Genomic DNA, 16,314 nt, shown 5'->3' with positions numbered 1-16,314 from the left:
TTAGTAAGCTCCAAGCCAGTCAGAGCCCTGTAAGTGCCTGATTCGACAGTCCGCCCCGAACATCCGGAGACCAAGCCATGAGCGCCATCGAATCCGTCCTGGTCGAAAACCGTGTCTTCCCGCCGCCCCCGGCCGCCGTCGACGGCGCCCGCATCGCCGGCATGCCCGCCTACGAGGCGCTGTGCAAGGAAGCCGAGCGCGACTTCGAGGGGTTCTGGGCCCGGCAGGCGCGCGAGAACGTGCAGTGGACCAGGCCGTTCACCAGGACGCTGGATGAATCGAACGCGCCGTTCTACAAGTGGTTCGACGACGGCGAGCTCAATGCGTCCGCCAACTGCCTGGACCGGCACGTCGGCACGCCGGTGGAGAACAAGACCGCCATCGTGTTCGAGTCCGACGACGGGCAGGTCACCAACGTCACGTACAAGGACCTGCTGGCGCGCGTCAGCCGCTTCGCCAACGCGCTGAAGGCGCAGGGCATCCGCAAGGGCGACCGCGTCATCATCTACATGCCGATGACGGTCGAAGGCGTGGTCGCGATGCAGGCCTGCGCGCGCATCGGCGCGACGCACTCGGTGGTGTTCGGCGGCTTCTCGGCCAAGGCGCTCAACGAACGCATCATCGACGCCGGCGCGGTGGCGGTCATCACGGCGAACTACCAGATGCGCGGTGGCAAGGAGCTGCCGCTCAAGGCCATCGTCGACGAGGGCATCGGCATGGGCGGCTGCGACACGCTCAAGACGGTTCTGGTGTTCATGCGCACGCCGACCCGGTGCGAGATGGTGGCCGGCCGCGACAAGACCTTCGACGAGGTTCTGAAGGGCCAGCCGGACCAGTGCGCGCCGGTGCCGGTGAATGCGGAGCACCCGCTGTTCATCCTCTACACCTCCGGCTCCACCGGCAAGCCCAAGGGCGTGCAGCACTCCACCGGCGGCTACCTGCTGTGGGCCAAGCTCACGATGGACTGGACCTTCGACATCCGGCCCAAGGACGTGTTCTGGTGCACGGCCGACATCGGCTGGATCACCGGCCACACCTACGTCGCCTACGGGCCGCTGGCCGCCGGCGCGACGCAGGTGATGTTCGAGGGCATCCCGACCTTCCCGCACGCGGGCCGCTTCTGGCAGATGATCGAGAAGCACAAGGTCACCGTGTTCTACACGGCGCCGACCGCGATCCGTTCGCTGATCAAGGCCAGCGAGACCGACGAGAAGGTGCACCCGAAGAACTGGGACCTGTCGTCGCTGCGCATCCTGGGCAGCGTCGGCGAGCCGATCAATCCCGAAGCGTGGATGTGGTACCACCGGAACGTCGGCAACGAGCGTTGCCCGATCATGGACACGTTCTGGCAGACCGAGACCGGCGGCCACGTCATCACGCCGCTGCCTGGCGCGACGCCGCTGGTGCCCGGCTCGTGCACGCTGCCGCTGCCCGGCATCATGGCCGCCATCGTCGACGAGACCGGCAAGGACATCCCGAACGGCTCCGGCGGCATGCTCGTGATCAAGCGCCCGTGGCCATCGATGATCCGCACCATCTGGGGCGACCCGGAGCGGTTCAGGAAAAGCTACTTCCCGGAGGAGTTGGGCGGCAAGACCTACCTGGCCGGCGACGGCGCGGTGCGCGACGCCAAGACCACCTACTTCCGCATCACCGGCCGCATCGACGACGTGCTGAACGTGTCGGGCCACCGCCTGGGCACGATGGAGATCGAGAGCGCGCTGGTCAGCAAGACCGACCTCGTGGCGGAAGCCGCCGTGGTGGGGCGCCCCGACGACCTGACCGGCGAGGCGATCTGCGCGTTCGTGGTGCTCAAGCGCCCGCGCCCGACCGGCGAGGAGGCCAAGCAGATCGCGACCGAGCTGCGCAACTGGGTGGCCAAGGAGATCGGCCCGATCGCCAAGCCCAAGGACATCCGCTTCGGCGACAACCTGCCCAAGACCCGCAGCGGCAAGATCATGCGCCGCCTGCTGCGCAGCATCGCCAAGGGCGAGGCGATCACGCAGGACACGTCGACACTGGAGAATCCAGCGATTCTCGAGCAGTTGGCGGAGCGGCTTTAAGGCGGGGACTTGTCATTGCGGGCTTGACCCGCAATCCACACGAAGGTGCGCGAGCGCCGCATGGATTCCGGCGGTCGCCGGAATGACAAGGCTGGCCGCCCGGGCCAGCGCCTCACCTCAGCGTCAGCACCCAGGCCGCCAACTTCTTGGCCTCGGGTTCGGTGACCTGCGTGTTGGGTGGCATGGGGTTGGGGCCCCAGGCGCCGCTGCTGCCCCTGAGGATCTTGCCGGCGAGCATGTCGGCGGCATTGGGCTGCGACGCATAGCGCGCGCCGATGGACCTGAACGAGGGGCCGAGCACCTTGTGCTCGACGGCGTGGCAACTCAGGCAGTTCTTGCTGGTGGCCAGCGCGAGGTCGGCGGACGCGGGCGCCGCGGCCACCGCGAGCAGCAGTGGCAGCAGGACCCGCGCGCCGGGTGTCATTTCTGCGTCAGCACCCAGGCCGCGAGCTTCTTGGCTTCGGCCTCGGTCACGTTGTTCGGCGGCATGGGGATGGAGCCCCACACGCCGGAGCCGCCCTTCTGGATCTTGGCCGCGAGCTTGTCGGCTGCGTCCTTCTGGCCGGCGTACTTGCCCGCGACGTCCTTGTACGAGGGGCCGACCAGCTTCTTGTCGACGGCGTGGCAGGACATGCAGTTCTTGGACTGCGCGAGGGCCAGGTCCGCCAGGGCGGGGCCGGCAACGGCCATCGAGGTGGCCAGCACGAACAGGGCACGTTTCATGGAAGGACTTTCCTGTGGTTGCGTTACGATGCTCAACGTCATTGTAGTGAGGGCAGTTGACCCGCCAGGAGCGCTGTCCTCGGAGCCCCGCCAAAGGGGCGCGGAGAATCCGGCATGTTGTTCCTGGGCATCGGCCTCATCCTGCTCGCACTCAAGTACTTCGAAATCGATCCGGTCGCGGCCTGGTCATGGTGGGTCGTTCTGTCTCCCTTCGCCCTCGCCGTCGCCTGGTGGTCCTGGGCCGACTGGTCCGGCTACACCAAGCGCCGCGCGATGGACCGGGAGAACGCCCGCAAGCAGGCTCGCCTGGACAAACAACGAGAAGCTATCGGCATCGTGAAGCGCAAGCGCTGAACGAACGCTGAATGGCCCCGGCGCCCGGGGCCGCGGGTCTCCTAGCCCAGTTGGACGTGCTTGCGGTGCAGCGGCACCAGCGCCGGCCCTTCGGCCACCGTCCCGTCGGGGCGGAACCGGCTTCCGTGGCACGGGCAATCCCAGCTCGTCTCGACGCTGTTCCAGCGCACCTTGCATCCCATGTGCGTGCACACGGGTGAGACGGCGAACAACTCGCCATCGGGTGCGCGGTAGGCCGCGAAGGTCTCGCCCCCTGCCTCCACGATCGCGCTGTCGCCAGGAGCGAGGGACGACAGGTGCTCGTGCTGCGGGCGCGTCAGGTAGTCCTTCACCAGCGTGCTGGCGGTCGTGAGGTTCTCCTCCACCAGCGTGCTTGCGCCCTTGGCCGGCGTGAAGCGTCCCGGCTCGCACCGCTTGCCGAAGGCGTCAGGCTGCCCCGAGATCTCGGCGGCCAGCAGCCGTGCCGCTACCGTGCCCCAGGTCAGGCCATCGGTCGAAAAGCCGGTCGCGATGAAGCAGCCGGAGTGGTCGCGCCCGATGTAGGGCAGGCCGTGGTGGGAGCGGTAGTTCTGCGCCGACCAGCGATGCCGCGTCGGCCCGGGCTGCAGCATCTGCGTGGCGAGCGTCTCGACGGCCAGCAACGACGCCTTGGCGTTGTGCACGCCGACCTTCTGCTCCGGGCCGGCGGCGATGACGTAGCGGCGACCCTCATGCGCCAGCGTGCGGATCGACAGGCCTTGCTCGCCCGACCACCAGAAGATGCCCGGCCCCGGATCCGTCGCGCCCATCTCGAAGGCGACGACGTATTCGCGGTGCACCGGCATCTCGGCGTGGACCAGGTGCACGCCCTTGGGCGAGTGCGTGGCCAACACGATCTCGGCGGCCTTCACGGAGCCGGTGGCCGTGGTAGCGACGCGCGCCTTCGCATCGAGCTCGATCACGCGCGAGTGTTCGTGCAGCGAGGCGCCCGCCTTCGCGGCACGCTGCGCGAGCGCCAGCGTGTACGCCTGCGGCTGGAACTGCGCCTGGTCCTCGAGCACCATCACCGGTCCGCGCGGTTGCGGCAGGCCGGGCCGCACGCCCGCTTCGTCGAGCCGCGCCAGGCAGCCGAGTTGCGCCAGCGCCTGCTGCTCCGACTCGACGTCCGCATTGCCGTCCAGGTCGCGCGACCACAGCACCAGCGGGCAGCGCGTGAAGTGCGCGTTCGGCAGGTCGCGGCACTGCTGCTCGATGAAGTCGATCGCCGCCTTGCGCTGCTGCACCACCTCGCGGGCGACGGTTTCGTCCCATGTCGACTGCACGGACGAGATGCCGTCGGTGGTCGTGACGTAGAGGTTGCCCGTCGAGTGCCCCGTCGTGCCGCCGCCGATCTCGTCCGCTTCCAGCAGCACGACCTTGCGTCCCTGCTGGGCCAGCAGCAGCGCGGTCGTCACGCCCGTGATGCCGCCCCCGACGACGAGCACGTCGCACTGCACGTCCGCCTGCAGCATGGCGAAGCCGGCGCCGGTCGCGGTGGCGCGCCAGACGGATGTGGTGTCCATGGGGTCTCCTGGGTGGAAACCGATGCTAGGACGGGGCTTCGGCGCGGCTTTGTAGGACAGGTGCGCAGCGCTGTCGCGCTGCTGGCAGCCTCAACGCAGAGGACGCAGAAGGCAGACAGAAGCCACAGAGAAGACAACGATGATTTCTGCGTTGAGAAACGGCGCGCAAGCGCCGCCCAACTCAGAAAGCGTCCAGCACCGCGCCCTTCGACGCGCTGGAAGCATTGAACGCGAACTTGGCTTGCACGCCGCGGGTGTAGCGCGGGGCGGGTGCCTTCCACTTGGCGCGGCGCTTGGCGAGTTCGGCGTCGTCCACGTTCAGCTGCAGCTTCAACTGGTGCGCGTCGATGGTGATGGAGTCGCCTTCGTTCACCAGCGCGATCGTGCCGCCCGCCGCGGCCTCGGGTGCGACGTGGCCGACCACCATGCCCCAGGTGCCGCCTGAGAAGCGGCCGTCGGTGATCAGGCCGACGCTCTCGCCGAGGCCGGCGCCGATCAGCGCACCGGTCGGCGCGAGCATCTCGGGCATGCCAGGGCCACCCTTGGGACCGAGGTAGCGCAGCACCATCACGTCGCCGGCCTGGATCTTGCCGTCGAGGATCGCCTGCAGCGCCGACTGCTCGTCGTCGAACACGCGCGCCGGGCCGGTGATCACCGGGTTCTTCAGGCCGGTGATCTTCGCCACCGCGCCTTCGGGTGACAGGTTGCCCTTGAGGATCGCGAGATGCCCCTGCTCGTACATCGGGTCGTCGATCGGGCGGATCACCTCCTGCCCCTTCGGCGCCTGGTCCGGGATGTCCTCCAGCGTCTCGGCGATCGTCTTGCCGGTGATGGTCATGCAGTCGCCGTGCAGCAGGCCGGCGTTGAGCAGCAGCTTCATCACCTGCGGGATGCCGCCGGCGCGGTGCAGGTCGACCGCGAGGAAGCGGCCCGACGGCTTGAGGTCGCAGATCACCGGCGTCTTCTGGCGGATCCGCTCGAAGTCGTCGATGGTCCACTCGACGCCGGCCGCATGCGCGATGGCCAGGAAGTGCAGCACCGCGTTGGTCGAGCCGCCGGTGGCCATGATCACGGTCACGGCGTTCTCGATCGCTTTCTTGGTGACGATGTCGCGCGGCTTCAGGTCCTTCTTGATCGCCTCGAGCAGCACCTTCGCCGATTCCTTGGCCGAGTTCTGCTTCTCGTCGTGCGGGTTCGCCATCGTGGAGGAGTAGGGCAGCGACATGCCCATCGCCTCGAACGCCGAACTCATGGTGTTGGCGGTGTACATGCCGCCGCAGGAGCCGGTGCCCGGGATCGCGCGCTGCTCGATTTCCTTCAGGTCGCCGTCGCTCAGCTTGCCGGCGGCGTTCTGGCCGACCGCCTCGAACACGCTGACGATGTTCAGGTCCTGGTCCTTCCACCGGCCGGGGAGGATGGTGCCGCCGTACACGTAGATCGACGGCACGTTGGCGCGCAGCATGCCCATCATCCCGCCGGGCATGTTCTTGTCGCAGCCGCCCACCACCACGACGCCGTCCATCCACTGGCCCTGCACGCAGGTCTCGATGCAATCGGCGATGACCTCGCGGCTGACCAGCGAGTACTTCATGCCCTCGGTGCCCATCGCCATGCCGTCGCTGATGGTCGGCGTGCCGAAGATCTGTGCGTTGCCGCCGGCTTCCTCGATGCCCGCGACCGCCGCGTCGGCCAGCTTCTGCAGGCCGCTGTTGCACGGCGTGATCGTGCTGTGGCCGTTGGCGACCCCGACCATGGGCTTGCCGAAATCCTTCTCCTGGTACCCCATGGCGTAGTACATGGAGCGGTTCGGCGCGCGCGCCTTGCCCTGGGTGATGTTGTCGCTGCGCAGGTGCAGGCGGATCGGTTGCTCGGCCATGGCTTGTCTCCGGAAGGGGGAGCCAGTCTACGGGTGCGTGCTGATTCGCTCCAATCCATTTTCCAGCAGCGATTAATATGCGCGGCGTATGAGCAAGCCCGTCGTGGAGTTGCGCCTGTGGCGCCAGTTCGTCGCCGTCGCCGAGACGCTGCACTTCGGCCGCGCCGCCGTGCGGCTGCACATGACGCAGCCGCCGCTGACGCAGGCGATCGCGCAGCTGGAAAGCGTGCTCGGCGTGCGCCTGTTCGACCGCACCAAGCGCAGCGTGCAGCTCACCGACGCCGGCGCCGCGTTGCTCGCGCCAGCGCGCGACCTGCTGTCGCGGGCTCAGGCCCTTCCGGCGACCGCCCGTGCGGCGGCATCGGGCGACGCGGGCCGGCTGCGCCTGGCGTTCGTCTCGACGGTGGGCTACAGCTTCCTGCCGCGCTGGGTGCGCGAGTTCCGCGCCCAGCATCCCGGCGTGCATCTCGAGTTGCTCGAGGCCACGGCCGACGTGCAGTTGCCGGCGCTGGAGCGCGGCGACCTCGACGCGGGCTTGCTGCTGCATTCGCCGGGCTTCGCGCCGGCCGGCTTCGAGCACCTGCGGATCTCGCGCGAGCCGCTCGTGCTGGCGCTGCCCGAGCCGCATCCGCTGGCCTCCGCGCGGTCGGTCTCGCTGCCGCGCGTGCTCGCCGAGCCGCTGGTGATGTTCCCGCGCCGCATCCTGCCGTCGCTGCACGACGCGGTCTTCGGGCTGTACCACGCGGCCGGGCGCGAACCGCAGGTCGCGCAGGAGGCGATCCAGATGCAGACGATCGTCAATCTCGTGTCCGCCGGCCTGGGCATCGCGTGGGTGCCGCAAAGCGTGCGCGAGTTCCAGCGGCAGGGCGTCGTCTATCGCTCGCCGCCGGGACGCGCCGGCGTGCCGCAGTGCGAGACCACGCTGGCCTGGCGCGGCGCGGCGGCGGGACCCCTGGCGCGCTTTGTCGAGTTCGCGCGCCGGCAAGCCTCGGCGCACTGACTGCGCGGCACAATCGCCGCATGGTTCTCCAGTTCCCGCAGATCGACCCGATCGCCTTTCGCGTCGGCCCGCTGGCCGTGCACTGGTACGGCATCACGTACCTCGTCGCGTTCGGCCTGTTCCTCTTCCTGGCGCACCGCCGCTTGCGGCACGAGCCGTATGCGTCGATCCAGGGGCCGGGCGCCTGGAGCCGGCGCGACATCGACGACATGCTGTTCCTCGGCGTGATGGGCGTCATCGTCGGCGGCCGCCTGGGCTACTGCCTGTTCTACAAGCCGGCGTACTACGCGATGAACCCGCTGGAGATCTTCGCGGTGTGGAAGGGTGGCATGAGCTTCCACGGCGGCATGCTCGGCGTGATCCTGTCGCAGGTCTGGTTCTCGCATTCGCGCCGCAAGCCGTACTGGCAGGTGATGGACTTCGTCGCGCCGTGCGTGCCGCTCGGTCTGGCGTCGGGTCGCGTGGGCAATTTCATCAACGGCGAGTTGTGGGGCCGGCTCGCCGATCCCTCGCTGCCGTGGGCCATGGTGTTCCCGCAGGCGGGCCCGCAACCGCGGCATCCGTCGCAGGTCTACCAGTTCCTGCTCGAGGGCGTGCTGCTGTGGGTGCTGCTGTGGATCTACGCGCGGCGCAATCCGCGCGAAGGGCAGGTGTCGGCCGCGTTCCTGGTCAGCTACGGCTTCTTCCGCTTCGTCGCCGAGTACTACCGCGAGCCCGACGCGCACCTCGAATGGCTCGCGCAGCAGACCGGCCTGTCGATGGGCCAGTGGCTGTGCGTGCCGATGATGGTCGCCGGCGTGCTGCTGTGGGTCTGGGCGCAAAAGCGGCAGCCGCGCGCCCTCGTGGCGCGCTGACCGTCGTCGGCCGTCGGCGGGCCCCGACGCACCCGCGACAACGAACCCGTCGTTCCCGCGGAGGCGGGAACCCACCGCTTCCCGGCCTTCGTGCGAAGCGAAGCGATGGATGCCCGCCTTCGCGGGCATGACGGAGAACACCGCGCACCATGGCCCTGTGAGGACGGCAAGCAACGCGACCGCGCCGCCGTCCCCGTGTTTACCCGCGAGAGTGCTTGCAAGCCGCGCCCAAGTCCCCATAATTACGCGTAATTACGAAACCTGCACCATGCGTCTCGTCCACAGCTCGCTCCACCAGGAAGTCGCCGACCGCCTGCGCGAGCGCATCTTCGACGGCGGGCTGGCGCCCGGCGTATTCGTCGACGAGATCGCGCTGTGCGAGGACATGGGCATCTCCCGCACGCCGCTGCGCGAGGCGCTCAAGGTGCTGACGGCGGAAGGGCTGGTGCGGCACGAACCGCGGCGCGGCTGCTTCGTGGCCGAGGTCACCGAGCAGGACCTGGACGAGATCTTCCCGGTCATCGCGCTGCTGGAAGGGCGTTGCGCGCACGAGGCGGCGCTGCATGCGAGCGACGCCGACCTGCAGGAACTCGAGGCGCTGCACGACAAGCTGGCGCGCAGCGCGAAGACGAAGCGCATCAACGACTACTACGCGACCAACTTCGCGATCCACGAGGCGATCATCCAGCTGGCCGGCAACCGCTGGCTCGCGCAGGTGATCACCGACTTGCGCAAGATCGTCAAGCTCGCGCGCCTGCAGCAGCTGCACGCGCCGGGGCGGCTGGAGCAGAGCCTGTCCGAGCACCTGGCGGTGTTCGCTGCGCTGAAGGCCCGCGACGCCGAAGGGGCGGAAGCGGCCATGCGCACCCATCTGACACGGCAGCGCGGTGCGCTGCGCGACCTGTCCCGCGGCCAACGCACGAGGATCGCTTCATGAGAACCGAATGGATGTCGCGCAGCGTTTCGTTCCTGCGCCCGGGGCTCGAAGCCAAGGCCGTCGCCTCGGCCGAAGCCGTCGCGCCCGCGGTGCCGCGCACGACGCGCGAGCGGCTGCAGGCGACCCTGCGGCGCAACCAGGAAGCGCTGTCGCCCCGCGTCCTGCGCCGCACGCTGTCCGAGCTGCAGGCCATCGTCGATCCCCGCATCAGCGAAGTCGAGGCTTCGCGCCGGGCGTGCGAGTTCGCGCAGTGGTACGTCAAGGCCGGCGCCGAGGAGCGCCGCGACTGCTGGCTGCTGATGGCCGAGCAGTTCGCGCCCGACGCGCAGAAGGCCAAGGCCGCGCGGGTGCAGTACGAAGCCGCCATCGGCACGACGGATGAAGCCGCCGCGGAGATCCGCCTGCGTCGCGCGATGCTGTCGCCGCGCGCGCGCCTGCTGCAACGCTTCGCCGGCTACCCCGAAGGCGTGCGGTTCCTGGTCGACCTGCGTGCCGAGCTGCTGCCGCACCTGAAGTCCGACAAGCGCCTGCTGCCGCTGGACGCGGAGCTGGAGCACCTGTTCTCGACCTGGTTCGACGTCGCGTTCCTCGAGCTGCGCACGCTCAGCTGGGACTCGCCCGCGTCGATGATCGAGAAGTTGATCAAGTACGAGGCGGTGCACGAGATCCGCAGCTGGTCGGACGCGAAGAACCGGCTGGACAGCGACCGGCGCTGCTACGCGTTCTTCCACGCGCGGCTGCCGGACGAGCCGCTGATCTTCGTCGAGGTGGCGCTCACCACCGAGATCAGCGCCAGCATCGAGCCGCTGCTGGACGAGAGCGCCGCACCCGCGGACCTGGCCAAGGCGACCACCGCGATCTTCTATTCGATCAGCAACACGCAGACCGGCCTGCGCGGCGTGAGCTTCGGCGACTCGCTGATCAAGCACGTGGTCGAGACGCTGAAGGCGGAATTCCCGCGGCTGAAGACGTTCGCGACGCTGTCGCCGATCCCGGGCCTGCGCGCCTGGATGCAGAAGCACGCGCCGGCGGACCTGCTCGCGCACCTGGACCAGCCGCTCGCGCTGCCGCCGAAGTCGCCGCACCGCACGCAACTGCTCGCGTGGGCGGCACGCTACCTCGGGCGCGAGATGGACGGCGGGCGCCCGGTGGACCCCGTCGCGCGGTTCCATTTGGGCAATGGGGCCCGCGTGGAACGCCTGAACTGGGGCGCCGATCCCTCGCCCAAGGGCTTGAAGCAGTCTTATGGCCTCATGGTGAATTACCTGTACGACCCCAAGCGGCTGGACAAGCACCGCGCGATGCTGTCCGGCGGGCAAATCCCGATTTCAGGCGCCATCGAAGACCTGTACGGTTGAGCCCTTTCCCGACAGCTTTCCAAGCACAACAGGAGACATCCCCAATGCAGAAGTCCGGCATCAACCGGCGCGACGTCCTGCGCGCCGCCTCCCTCGCCACCGTCAGCCCGTTCGCGTTCGCGCAAGGTGGCAGCGGCTGGCCGACCAAGCCGGTCATGATGGTCGTGCCGTTCCCGGCCGGCGGCGGCACCGACGCCTTCGCCCGCCCGCTGGCGGCGCAGTTCGCCAAGCAGACCGGCAAGCAGCTGGTGATCGACAACAAGGGCGGCGCCGGCGGCACCGTGGGCGCCACCATCGCGTCACGCGCGGCGCCGGACGGCTACAACCTGTTCATGGGCGCGGTGCACCACACCATCGCCCCGTCGATGTACCCGCGCCTCGACTACGACCTCGAAAAGGACTTCGTGCCGATCACGCTGGTGGCCAGCGTGCCGCAGGTGGTCGTCGTCAACCCGAAGCGGATCGAGTCGAAGGACTTCAAGTCGTTCCTGGACCTGATGCGCCGCAACCCGGGCAAGTACAACTACGGCTCCGCGGGCAGCGGCACCTCGCACCACCTCGCGGGCGAGTTGTTCAAGCAGCAGACCAAGACCTTCATCACCCACATCCCGTACCGCGGCGCCGGTCCGGCGCTGCAGGACCTCATCTCGGGGAACGTCGACATGATGTTCGACGGCCTGGGCTCGTCGGCCGCGCACATCAAGGGCGGCCGCATCAAGGCGCTGATGGTATCGGGCAACAAGCGCAACGCCGCGATCCCCGACGTGCCGTGCGCCGCCGAAGTGGGCCTGCCGGACTACACCGTCACCACCTGGTACGGCCTGTGGGCGCCCAAGGGCACGCCGGCCGACATCACGGCCCACGTCGCCGACGAGATCCGCAAGGCGATGCAGACCGACGAACTCAAGGCCATCTGGGCGCAGCAGGGCGCGGAATTCCCCAACCTGTCGCAGCAGCAGTTCGGCCAGTTCGTCTCCAGCGAAGTCAAGCGCTGGTCCGCGGTCGTCAAGGCCTCGGGCGCCAAGCTGGACTAAGGGCCGCCATGCCAGGAGAGGTCCGCCTCGCGGGCGAAGGCCCGGTCGCGCGGGTGGTCCTCTCGCATCCGGGCAAGCTCAATGCCATGTCCCGGGCGATGTGGCGCCAGCTGCGCGAGATCTTCGTGCGGCTGCAGGCCGATCGCGGCTGCCGCTGCATCGTGGTCGCGGGCGAGGGCGACGCCTTCTGCGCCGGCGGCGACATTTCCGAGTACGAGCAGTTCCGCTTCGACGAAGCGTCGCTGCGCGCCTTCCACGAGGACGACGTCTGGGGCGGCCTGTCCGCCGTGCAGGACTGCGACGTGCCGGTGGTGGCAGCGATCCGCGGCGCCTGCATGGGCGCCGGCGTGGAGATCGCCAGCTGCTGCGACATCCGCATCGCGTCGTCCGAGGCCAGCTTCGGCGCGCCCATCGCGCGCCTGGGCTTCCCGATGGCGCCGCGCGAGGCGCAGGTCGTGGCCGCCGCCGTCGGCGAAGCCACGGCGCGGCAACTGCTGCTGGAAGCCGCGGTGCTCGACGCCGCCGAGATGAAGGCGCGCGGCTTCGTGCAGCACCTGTGCGATCCCGCGAAGGTCGAGGCCCAGGTGCAAGCCGTCACCAGCCGCATCGCCTCGCTCGCGCCGGGCGCGGCGCGTGCCAACAAGCGAACGTTGCGTGCCGTGCGCGACCGGCACGATCCCGCGCGGCGTGACGCCGCGCTGCAGGAGCTGGCCGGTGCGTATCGCTATGCTCCCGACCCCGAACACCGGGAAGGCATCGCCGCCTTCCTCGCCAAGCGCAAGCCCGACTTCCGATGACCGCCAACGCCAACCTGTTCGCCGCGCTGCGCGCGGCTTTCCCTGCCGACCTCGATGCCACCGCGGTCGAGACCGACGACGAACTGCGCTACAGCTGGCGCGACCTGGACCGCGCCAGCGCAATGCTGGCCAACCTGCTCGACTCGCTCGACCTGCCGGCCGGCTCGCGCATCGCGGTGCAGGTCGACAAGTCGGTCGAGGCGATGCTGCTGTACCTGGCCGTGCTGCGCGCCGGCCATGTGTTCCTGCCGCTCAACACGGCCTACCAGAGCGCGGAGATCGAGTACTTCGTGCGCAACGCCGAACCCGCGGTGGTCGTGTGCAGCCCGAAGAACTTCGGCTGGGTCAGCAAGATCGCGTTCCAGGCCGGCACGCGCAACGTGTTCACGCTGGGCGACGACCGCACCGGCTCGCTGCTGGACCGCGCCGCGGTGCAAAGCGACGTGCACCAGGCCGTGCAGCGCCAGGCCGACGACCTGGCGGCCATCCTCTACACCAGCGGAACGACGGGGCGCAGCAAGGGCGCGATGCTCACGCACGGCAACCTGCTGTCCAACGCGCAGGTGCTCAAGGATTACTGGGGCTGGACCGAAGGCGACGTGCTGGTGCACGCGCTGCCCATCTTCCACGTGCACGGCCTGTTCGTCGCCATCCACGGCGCGCTGCTCAATGGCAGCCGCATCCTGTGGCATGCGAGGTTCGATCCGAAGCGCGTCATCGCCGACCTGCCGCGCGCGACCGTGTTCATGGGCGTGCCGACGCTGTATGTGCGCATGCTGGCTGAAGCAGCGCTGACGAAGGAGCAGTGCGCGTCGATGCGGCTGTTCATCGCGGGCTCGGCGCCGCTGCTGCCGGAGACGTTCAACGCCTGGCGCGAGCGCACCGGCCACACCATCCTCGAGCGCTACGGCATGAGCGAGACGATCATGCTGACGTCCAACCCGTACCGGACGAAGGACGGCGAGCGCCGCCCCGGCACCGTCGGCTTCCCGCTGCCGGGCGTGGGTCTGCGCGTGTGCAACGACCAGGACCGCGAAGTGGCGCAAGGCGAGATCGGCGGCATCCAGGTGAAGGGGCCGAACGTGTTCAAGGGCTACTGGCGCATGCCGGAGAAGACGGCCGAGGAGTTCACCAAGGACGGCTGGTTCAAGACCGGGGACGTCGGCAAGATCGACGACCGCGGCTACGTGCACATCGTCGGCCGCAGCAAGGACCTGATCATCAGTGGCGGCTACAACGTGTACCCGGCCGAGATCGAGGGCTACATCAACGAGATGCCCGGCGTCGCCGAGAGCGCGCTGGTGGGCGTGCCGCACCCGGACTTCGGCGAAGTGGGCGTGGCGGTCGTCGTGCCGAAGGCGGGCGCGCAGGTGCAGGCCGACGCCGTCGTCGCCGCGCTCAAGTCCAGGCTCGCCAACTTCAAGATCCCCAAGAAATGCTTCGTGGTGCCGGAGCTTCCGCGCAACACCATGGGCAAGGTGCAGAAGAACCTGCTGCGCGAGCAGCATCGTGACCTGTTCCGGTAGAGCTCCCGGGAAGCGCTGCCGAGGCTAGACTGCCGAGGTGCGTCCGTTCTTCGAACCGGCGAGCATCCGGGCCCGCCTGGTGCTGCTCGTGCTCTGCGTGTGGCTGCCGGCGGTCGTCGGGCTGGCCTTGCAGGCCTTCGACGGCTACACGCGCGAGAACAAGGCGCTGCGCGACGACCTGCGCGACCAGGCCGAAGCCCTGAGCGCGGCCATCGACGCGGAGCTCCTGCGGCGCCAGTCCCTTGCGCTGGCCCTCGCGGCGTCCCCCGCCTTGCGGGCGAACGACCTCGAAGCGTTCCAGGCCGAGGCGGCCACCGCCGTGAAGGACACGGGCGATGCCGTGGTCCTGGTCGATCGGCGGACCCAGTTCTTCTACACGCGGCGCCCCGACGAGGGACCGGTGGCGCGCCCCGTCGATGCGCCCTTCGTCGAGTCCGGGGCCGCCGTCGCCTTCATCCCGCAGGCGCCGGTCTCGGGCCGGCCGCGTGTCTCGGTGTACGTGCCGGAAGCCGGCCACCAGCCGCCGCGCTATGACGTCGGCATCCCGTTCCCGCTGGAGGAGATCCAGCGCCTGATCCAGCGCCAGCGCTATCCCGAGTCCAGCATCGCGTCTGTCATCGACGCGCAGCAGCGCGTCATGGGGCGGCTGCGCGACAACGAGCGCTGGGTGGGCACCCAGGCCAGCTTCACCCCGCTGCGCCAGCTGGCGCAGCGCCGCGCCAGTGGCTTCATCGAAACGGTGACGCTGGATGGCGTCCCGTCGCTGACTTACCTGGCGTCGCCCGGCAAGCACGGCTGGACCGCTGTGGTCGCGCAGCCGCTGTCGATGCTGACCGCCACGGCGTGGCGGCTCGCGCTGCAGACCGTCGCCACGTCGGCGGCGCTGCTGGCCATCGGCCTGGCGATCGCGCTGGTCGCCGCGCGTCGCATCAGCGTGCCCGTTCGCGCGCTCGAAGCTGCCGCGGGCGAACTGCTGGCGCAGCGCGTCCCCGGGCACCTGCACACCGGCGTGCGCGAGATCGACGGTGTCGGCGCGGTGTTGCACGACGCGGGCGTCCGCGCCCGCGAATCGGAGCGCGTGCTGGAAACGCGCATCAACGCCGCGGTCAGCGAAGCGCGCCAGGCGGAAGCGCGCCTGTTCGAGGCGCGCAAGCACGAGGCGATCGGCCGGCTCACCGGCGGCGTCGCGCACGACTTCAACAACCTGCTGCAGACCATCTCCATCGGCATCCAGGTCGTGCAGCGGTCGGTGCCCGAAGGGGCGTCCTCGCGCGCGCTGCAGGCCGCGCTGGCGGCCTGCACGCGTGCCGCCGACCTGGTGCGCCAGATGCTCGCCTTCGGCCGCGCGCAGCAACTGCGCCCGCAGCCCGTCGATCTCGCCGACCTGATGCTGCGAAGCCGCGAACTGACCGGCAAGGCGGTGGGCGAGCGCATCGAGTTCGGCGCCGACATCCAGCCGGGCCTGCCCGCGGTGCTGGCGGATCCGACGCAGCTGGAACTGGCGCTGCTGAACCTGGTGTTCAACGCGCGCGATGCGATGGCCGACGGCGGCAGGATCCTCGTGCGCGCGCGCACCGCGTCCGCCAGCGTAGCGGGGCTCGAGAGCGACATGCAGTTCGTCCGCATCGACGTGCAGGACACCGGGCACGGCATGGACGCGGACACGCTGGCGCGCGTGTTCGAGCCTTACTTCACGACCAAGCCGGTCGGCGCGGGCAGCGGCCTGGGGCTGCCGCAGGTGCAGGCGTTCGCGCGGCAGTCGGGCGGCGAGGTGCGCATCGCCAGCTCGAAGGGAGTCGGCACCACGGTGAGCATGTTCCTGCCGGTCGCTCTGGGCGCCGACTTGCCCGAGGCCCTGGAGCCGGCCCGCGGGCGTCGCTCGACCCGCGCGCTGCGTGTGCTGATGGTGGAGGACGACATCCTGGTGGCGTCCGTCGTGCCGCCGGCGCTGGAGCACGAAGGGCACCAGGTGACGCTGTGCCGCACGGCGGACGAAGCGCGGCAGCTGCTCGCGCAGGGTTTCGGCGCCGACGTGCTGTTCACCGACGTCGTCATGCCGGGCACGATGACCGGCCTGGAGCTCGTCGCGTGGTGCACGGAGAACCGGCCCGACGTGCCCGCGCTCGTGGCGACCGGCTACTCGGCGCGGCCGCCGGACGGGGCCTGGAAGCTGCTGCGCAAGCCGTACGCGATCGAGGACCTGCTGGACGCCCTCGACACCGCCACGGCCGAGGGCCAGCCGGCCTGAACG

The 16,314-nt window shown here is 69.5% G+C and carries 14 protein-coding genes; 10 read left to right on the top strand and 4 right to left on the bottom strand.

The window, feature by feature from the left end; all coding sequences use genetic code 11:
* The first annotated feature begins 77 nt into the window (after positions 1-77).
* The gene (gene acs / locus I8E28_RS14935; protein ID WP_200788854.1) at positions 78-2,063 is read left to right on the top strand and encodes an acetate--CoA ligase; all 1,986 of its coding nucleotides are present in this window, start codon (positions 78-80) and stop codon (positions 2,061-2,063) included.
* Between the two features lie 112 nt (positions 2,064-2,175).
* Here acs and I8E28_RS14930 read toward each other — a convergent pair whose 3' ends face one another.
* Together I8E28_RS14930 and I8E28_RS14925 are read right to left on the bottom strand one after the other, a co-directional pair.
* Positions 2,176-2,487 carry a c-type cytochrome gene (locus I8E28_RS14930; protein WP_200788853.1) on the bottom strand — a complete coding sequence of 104 codons (312 nt, stop codon included), beginning with the start codon at positions 2,485-2,487 and terminating at the stop codon, positions 2,176-2,178.
* Complete coding sequence (locus tag I8E28_RS14925) at positions 2,484-2,786, bottom strand: c-type cytochrome (RefSeq protein ID WP_200788852.1); 303 nt, start codon at positions 2,784-2,786, stop codon at positions 2,484-2,486. The genes I8E28_RS14930 and I8E28_RS14925 overlap by 4 nt, the downstream gene beginning before the upstream one ends.
* A 114-nt stretch (positions 2,787-2,900) precedes the next feature.
* Between I8E28_RS14925 and I8E28_RS14920 the strand changes: the two genes are divergently transcribed.
* Positions 2,901-3,140 carry a TIGR04438 family Trp-rich protein gene (locus I8E28_RS14920; RefSeq protein WP_200788851.1) on the top strand — a complete coding sequence of 80 codons (240 nt, stop codon included), beginning with the start codon at positions 2,901-2,903 and terminating at the stop codon, positions 3,138-3,140.
* 41 nt (positions 3,141-3,181) lie between these two features.
* Here I8E28_RS14920 and I8E28_RS14915 read toward each other — a convergent pair whose 3' ends face one another.
* Together I8E28_RS14915 and ilvD are read right to left on the bottom strand one after the other, a co-directional pair.
* A complete protein-coding gene (locus I8E28_RS14915; RefSeq protein WP_200788850.1) occupies positions 3,182-4,681 on the bottom strand; it encodes an FAD-dependent oxidoreductase in 1,500 nt (499 codons plus the stop codon).
* A gap of 181 nt (positions 4,682-4,862) precedes the next feature.
* Positions 4,863-6,557: a dihydroxy-acid dehydratase gene (ilvD, locus tag I8E28_RS14910; RefSeq protein WP_200788849.1), complete on the bottom strand. Its 1,695-nt coding sequence runs from the start codon at positions 6,555-6,557 to the stop codon at positions 4,863-4,865.
* An 88-nt stretch (positions 6,558-6,645) separates the two neighbouring features.
* Here ilvD and I8E28_RS14905 point away from each other — a divergent pair, with 88 nt between their 5' ends.
* From I8E28_RS14905 to I8E28_RS20965, 8 genes are all read left to right on the top strand, one after another.
* On the top strand, positions 6,646-7,557 hold the full coding sequence (locus I8E28_RS14905) for a LysR family transcriptional regulator (RefSeq protein ID WP_200788848.1): 912 nt from the start codon (positions 6,646-6,648) through the stop codon (positions 7,555-7,557).
* 20 nt (positions 7,558-7,577) lie between these two features.
* Positions 7,578-8,411, top strand: a complete 834-nt coding sequence (gene lgt, locus I8E28_RS14900; protein WP_200788847.1) for a prolipoprotein diacylglyceryl transferase — start codon at positions 7,578-7,580, stop codon at positions 8,409-8,411.
* Positions 8,412-8,679: 268 nt separating this feature from the next.
* Positions 8,680-9,348, top strand: coding sequence for a GntR family transcriptional regulator (locus I8E28_RS14895; RefSeq protein WP_200788846.1), 669 nt, complete (start codon positions 8,680-8,682; stop codon positions 9,346-9,348).
* Positions 9,345-10,706: a malonyl-CoA decarboxylase gene (locus I8E28_RS14890; protein WP_200788845.1), complete on the top strand. Its 1,362-nt coding sequence runs from the start codon at positions 9,345-9,347 to the stop codon at positions 10,704-10,706. Before I8E28_RS14895 ends, I8E28_RS14890 begins: the two co-directional genes overlap by 4 nt.
* A gap of 44 nt (positions 10,707-10,750) precedes the next feature.
* Complete coding sequence (locus I8E28_RS14885; protein ID WP_200788844.1) at positions 10,751-11,740, top strand: Bug family tripartite tricarboxylate transporter substrate binding protein; 990 nt, start codon at positions 10,751-10,753, stop codon at positions 11,738-11,740.
* A gap of 8 nt (positions 11,741-11,748) precedes the next feature.
* Positions 11,749-12,537 (top strand): enoyl-CoA hydratase/isomerase family protein, encoded by a 789-nt coding sequence (locus I8E28_RS14880; protein WP_200788843.1) that lies wholly within the window; start codon positions 11,749-11,751, stop codon positions 12,535-12,537.
* Entirely contained in the window at positions 12,534-14,063 is a 1,530-nt protein-coding gene (locus I8E28_RS14875) for a malonate--CoA ligase (RefSeq protein WP_200788842.1), read from the top strand. Before I8E28_RS14880 ends, I8E28_RS14875 begins: the two co-directional genes overlap by 4 nt.
* 37 nt (positions 14,064-14,100) lie before the next feature.
* On the top strand, positions 14,101-16,311 hold the full coding sequence (locus I8E28_RS20965) for an ATP-binding protein (protein WP_200788841.1): 2,211 nt from the start codon (positions 14,101-14,103) through the stop codon (positions 16,309-16,311).
* Positions 16,312-16,314 lie beyond the last annotated feature (3 nt).

Source organism: Ramlibacter algicola, assembly GCF_016641735.1.
Classification (GTDB): domain Bacteria; phylum Pseudomonadota; class Gammaproteobacteria; order Burkholderiales; family Burkholderiaceae_C; genus Ramlibacter; species Ramlibacter algicola.
This window is presented reverse-complemented; position numbering and strand designations above follow the sequence as displayed.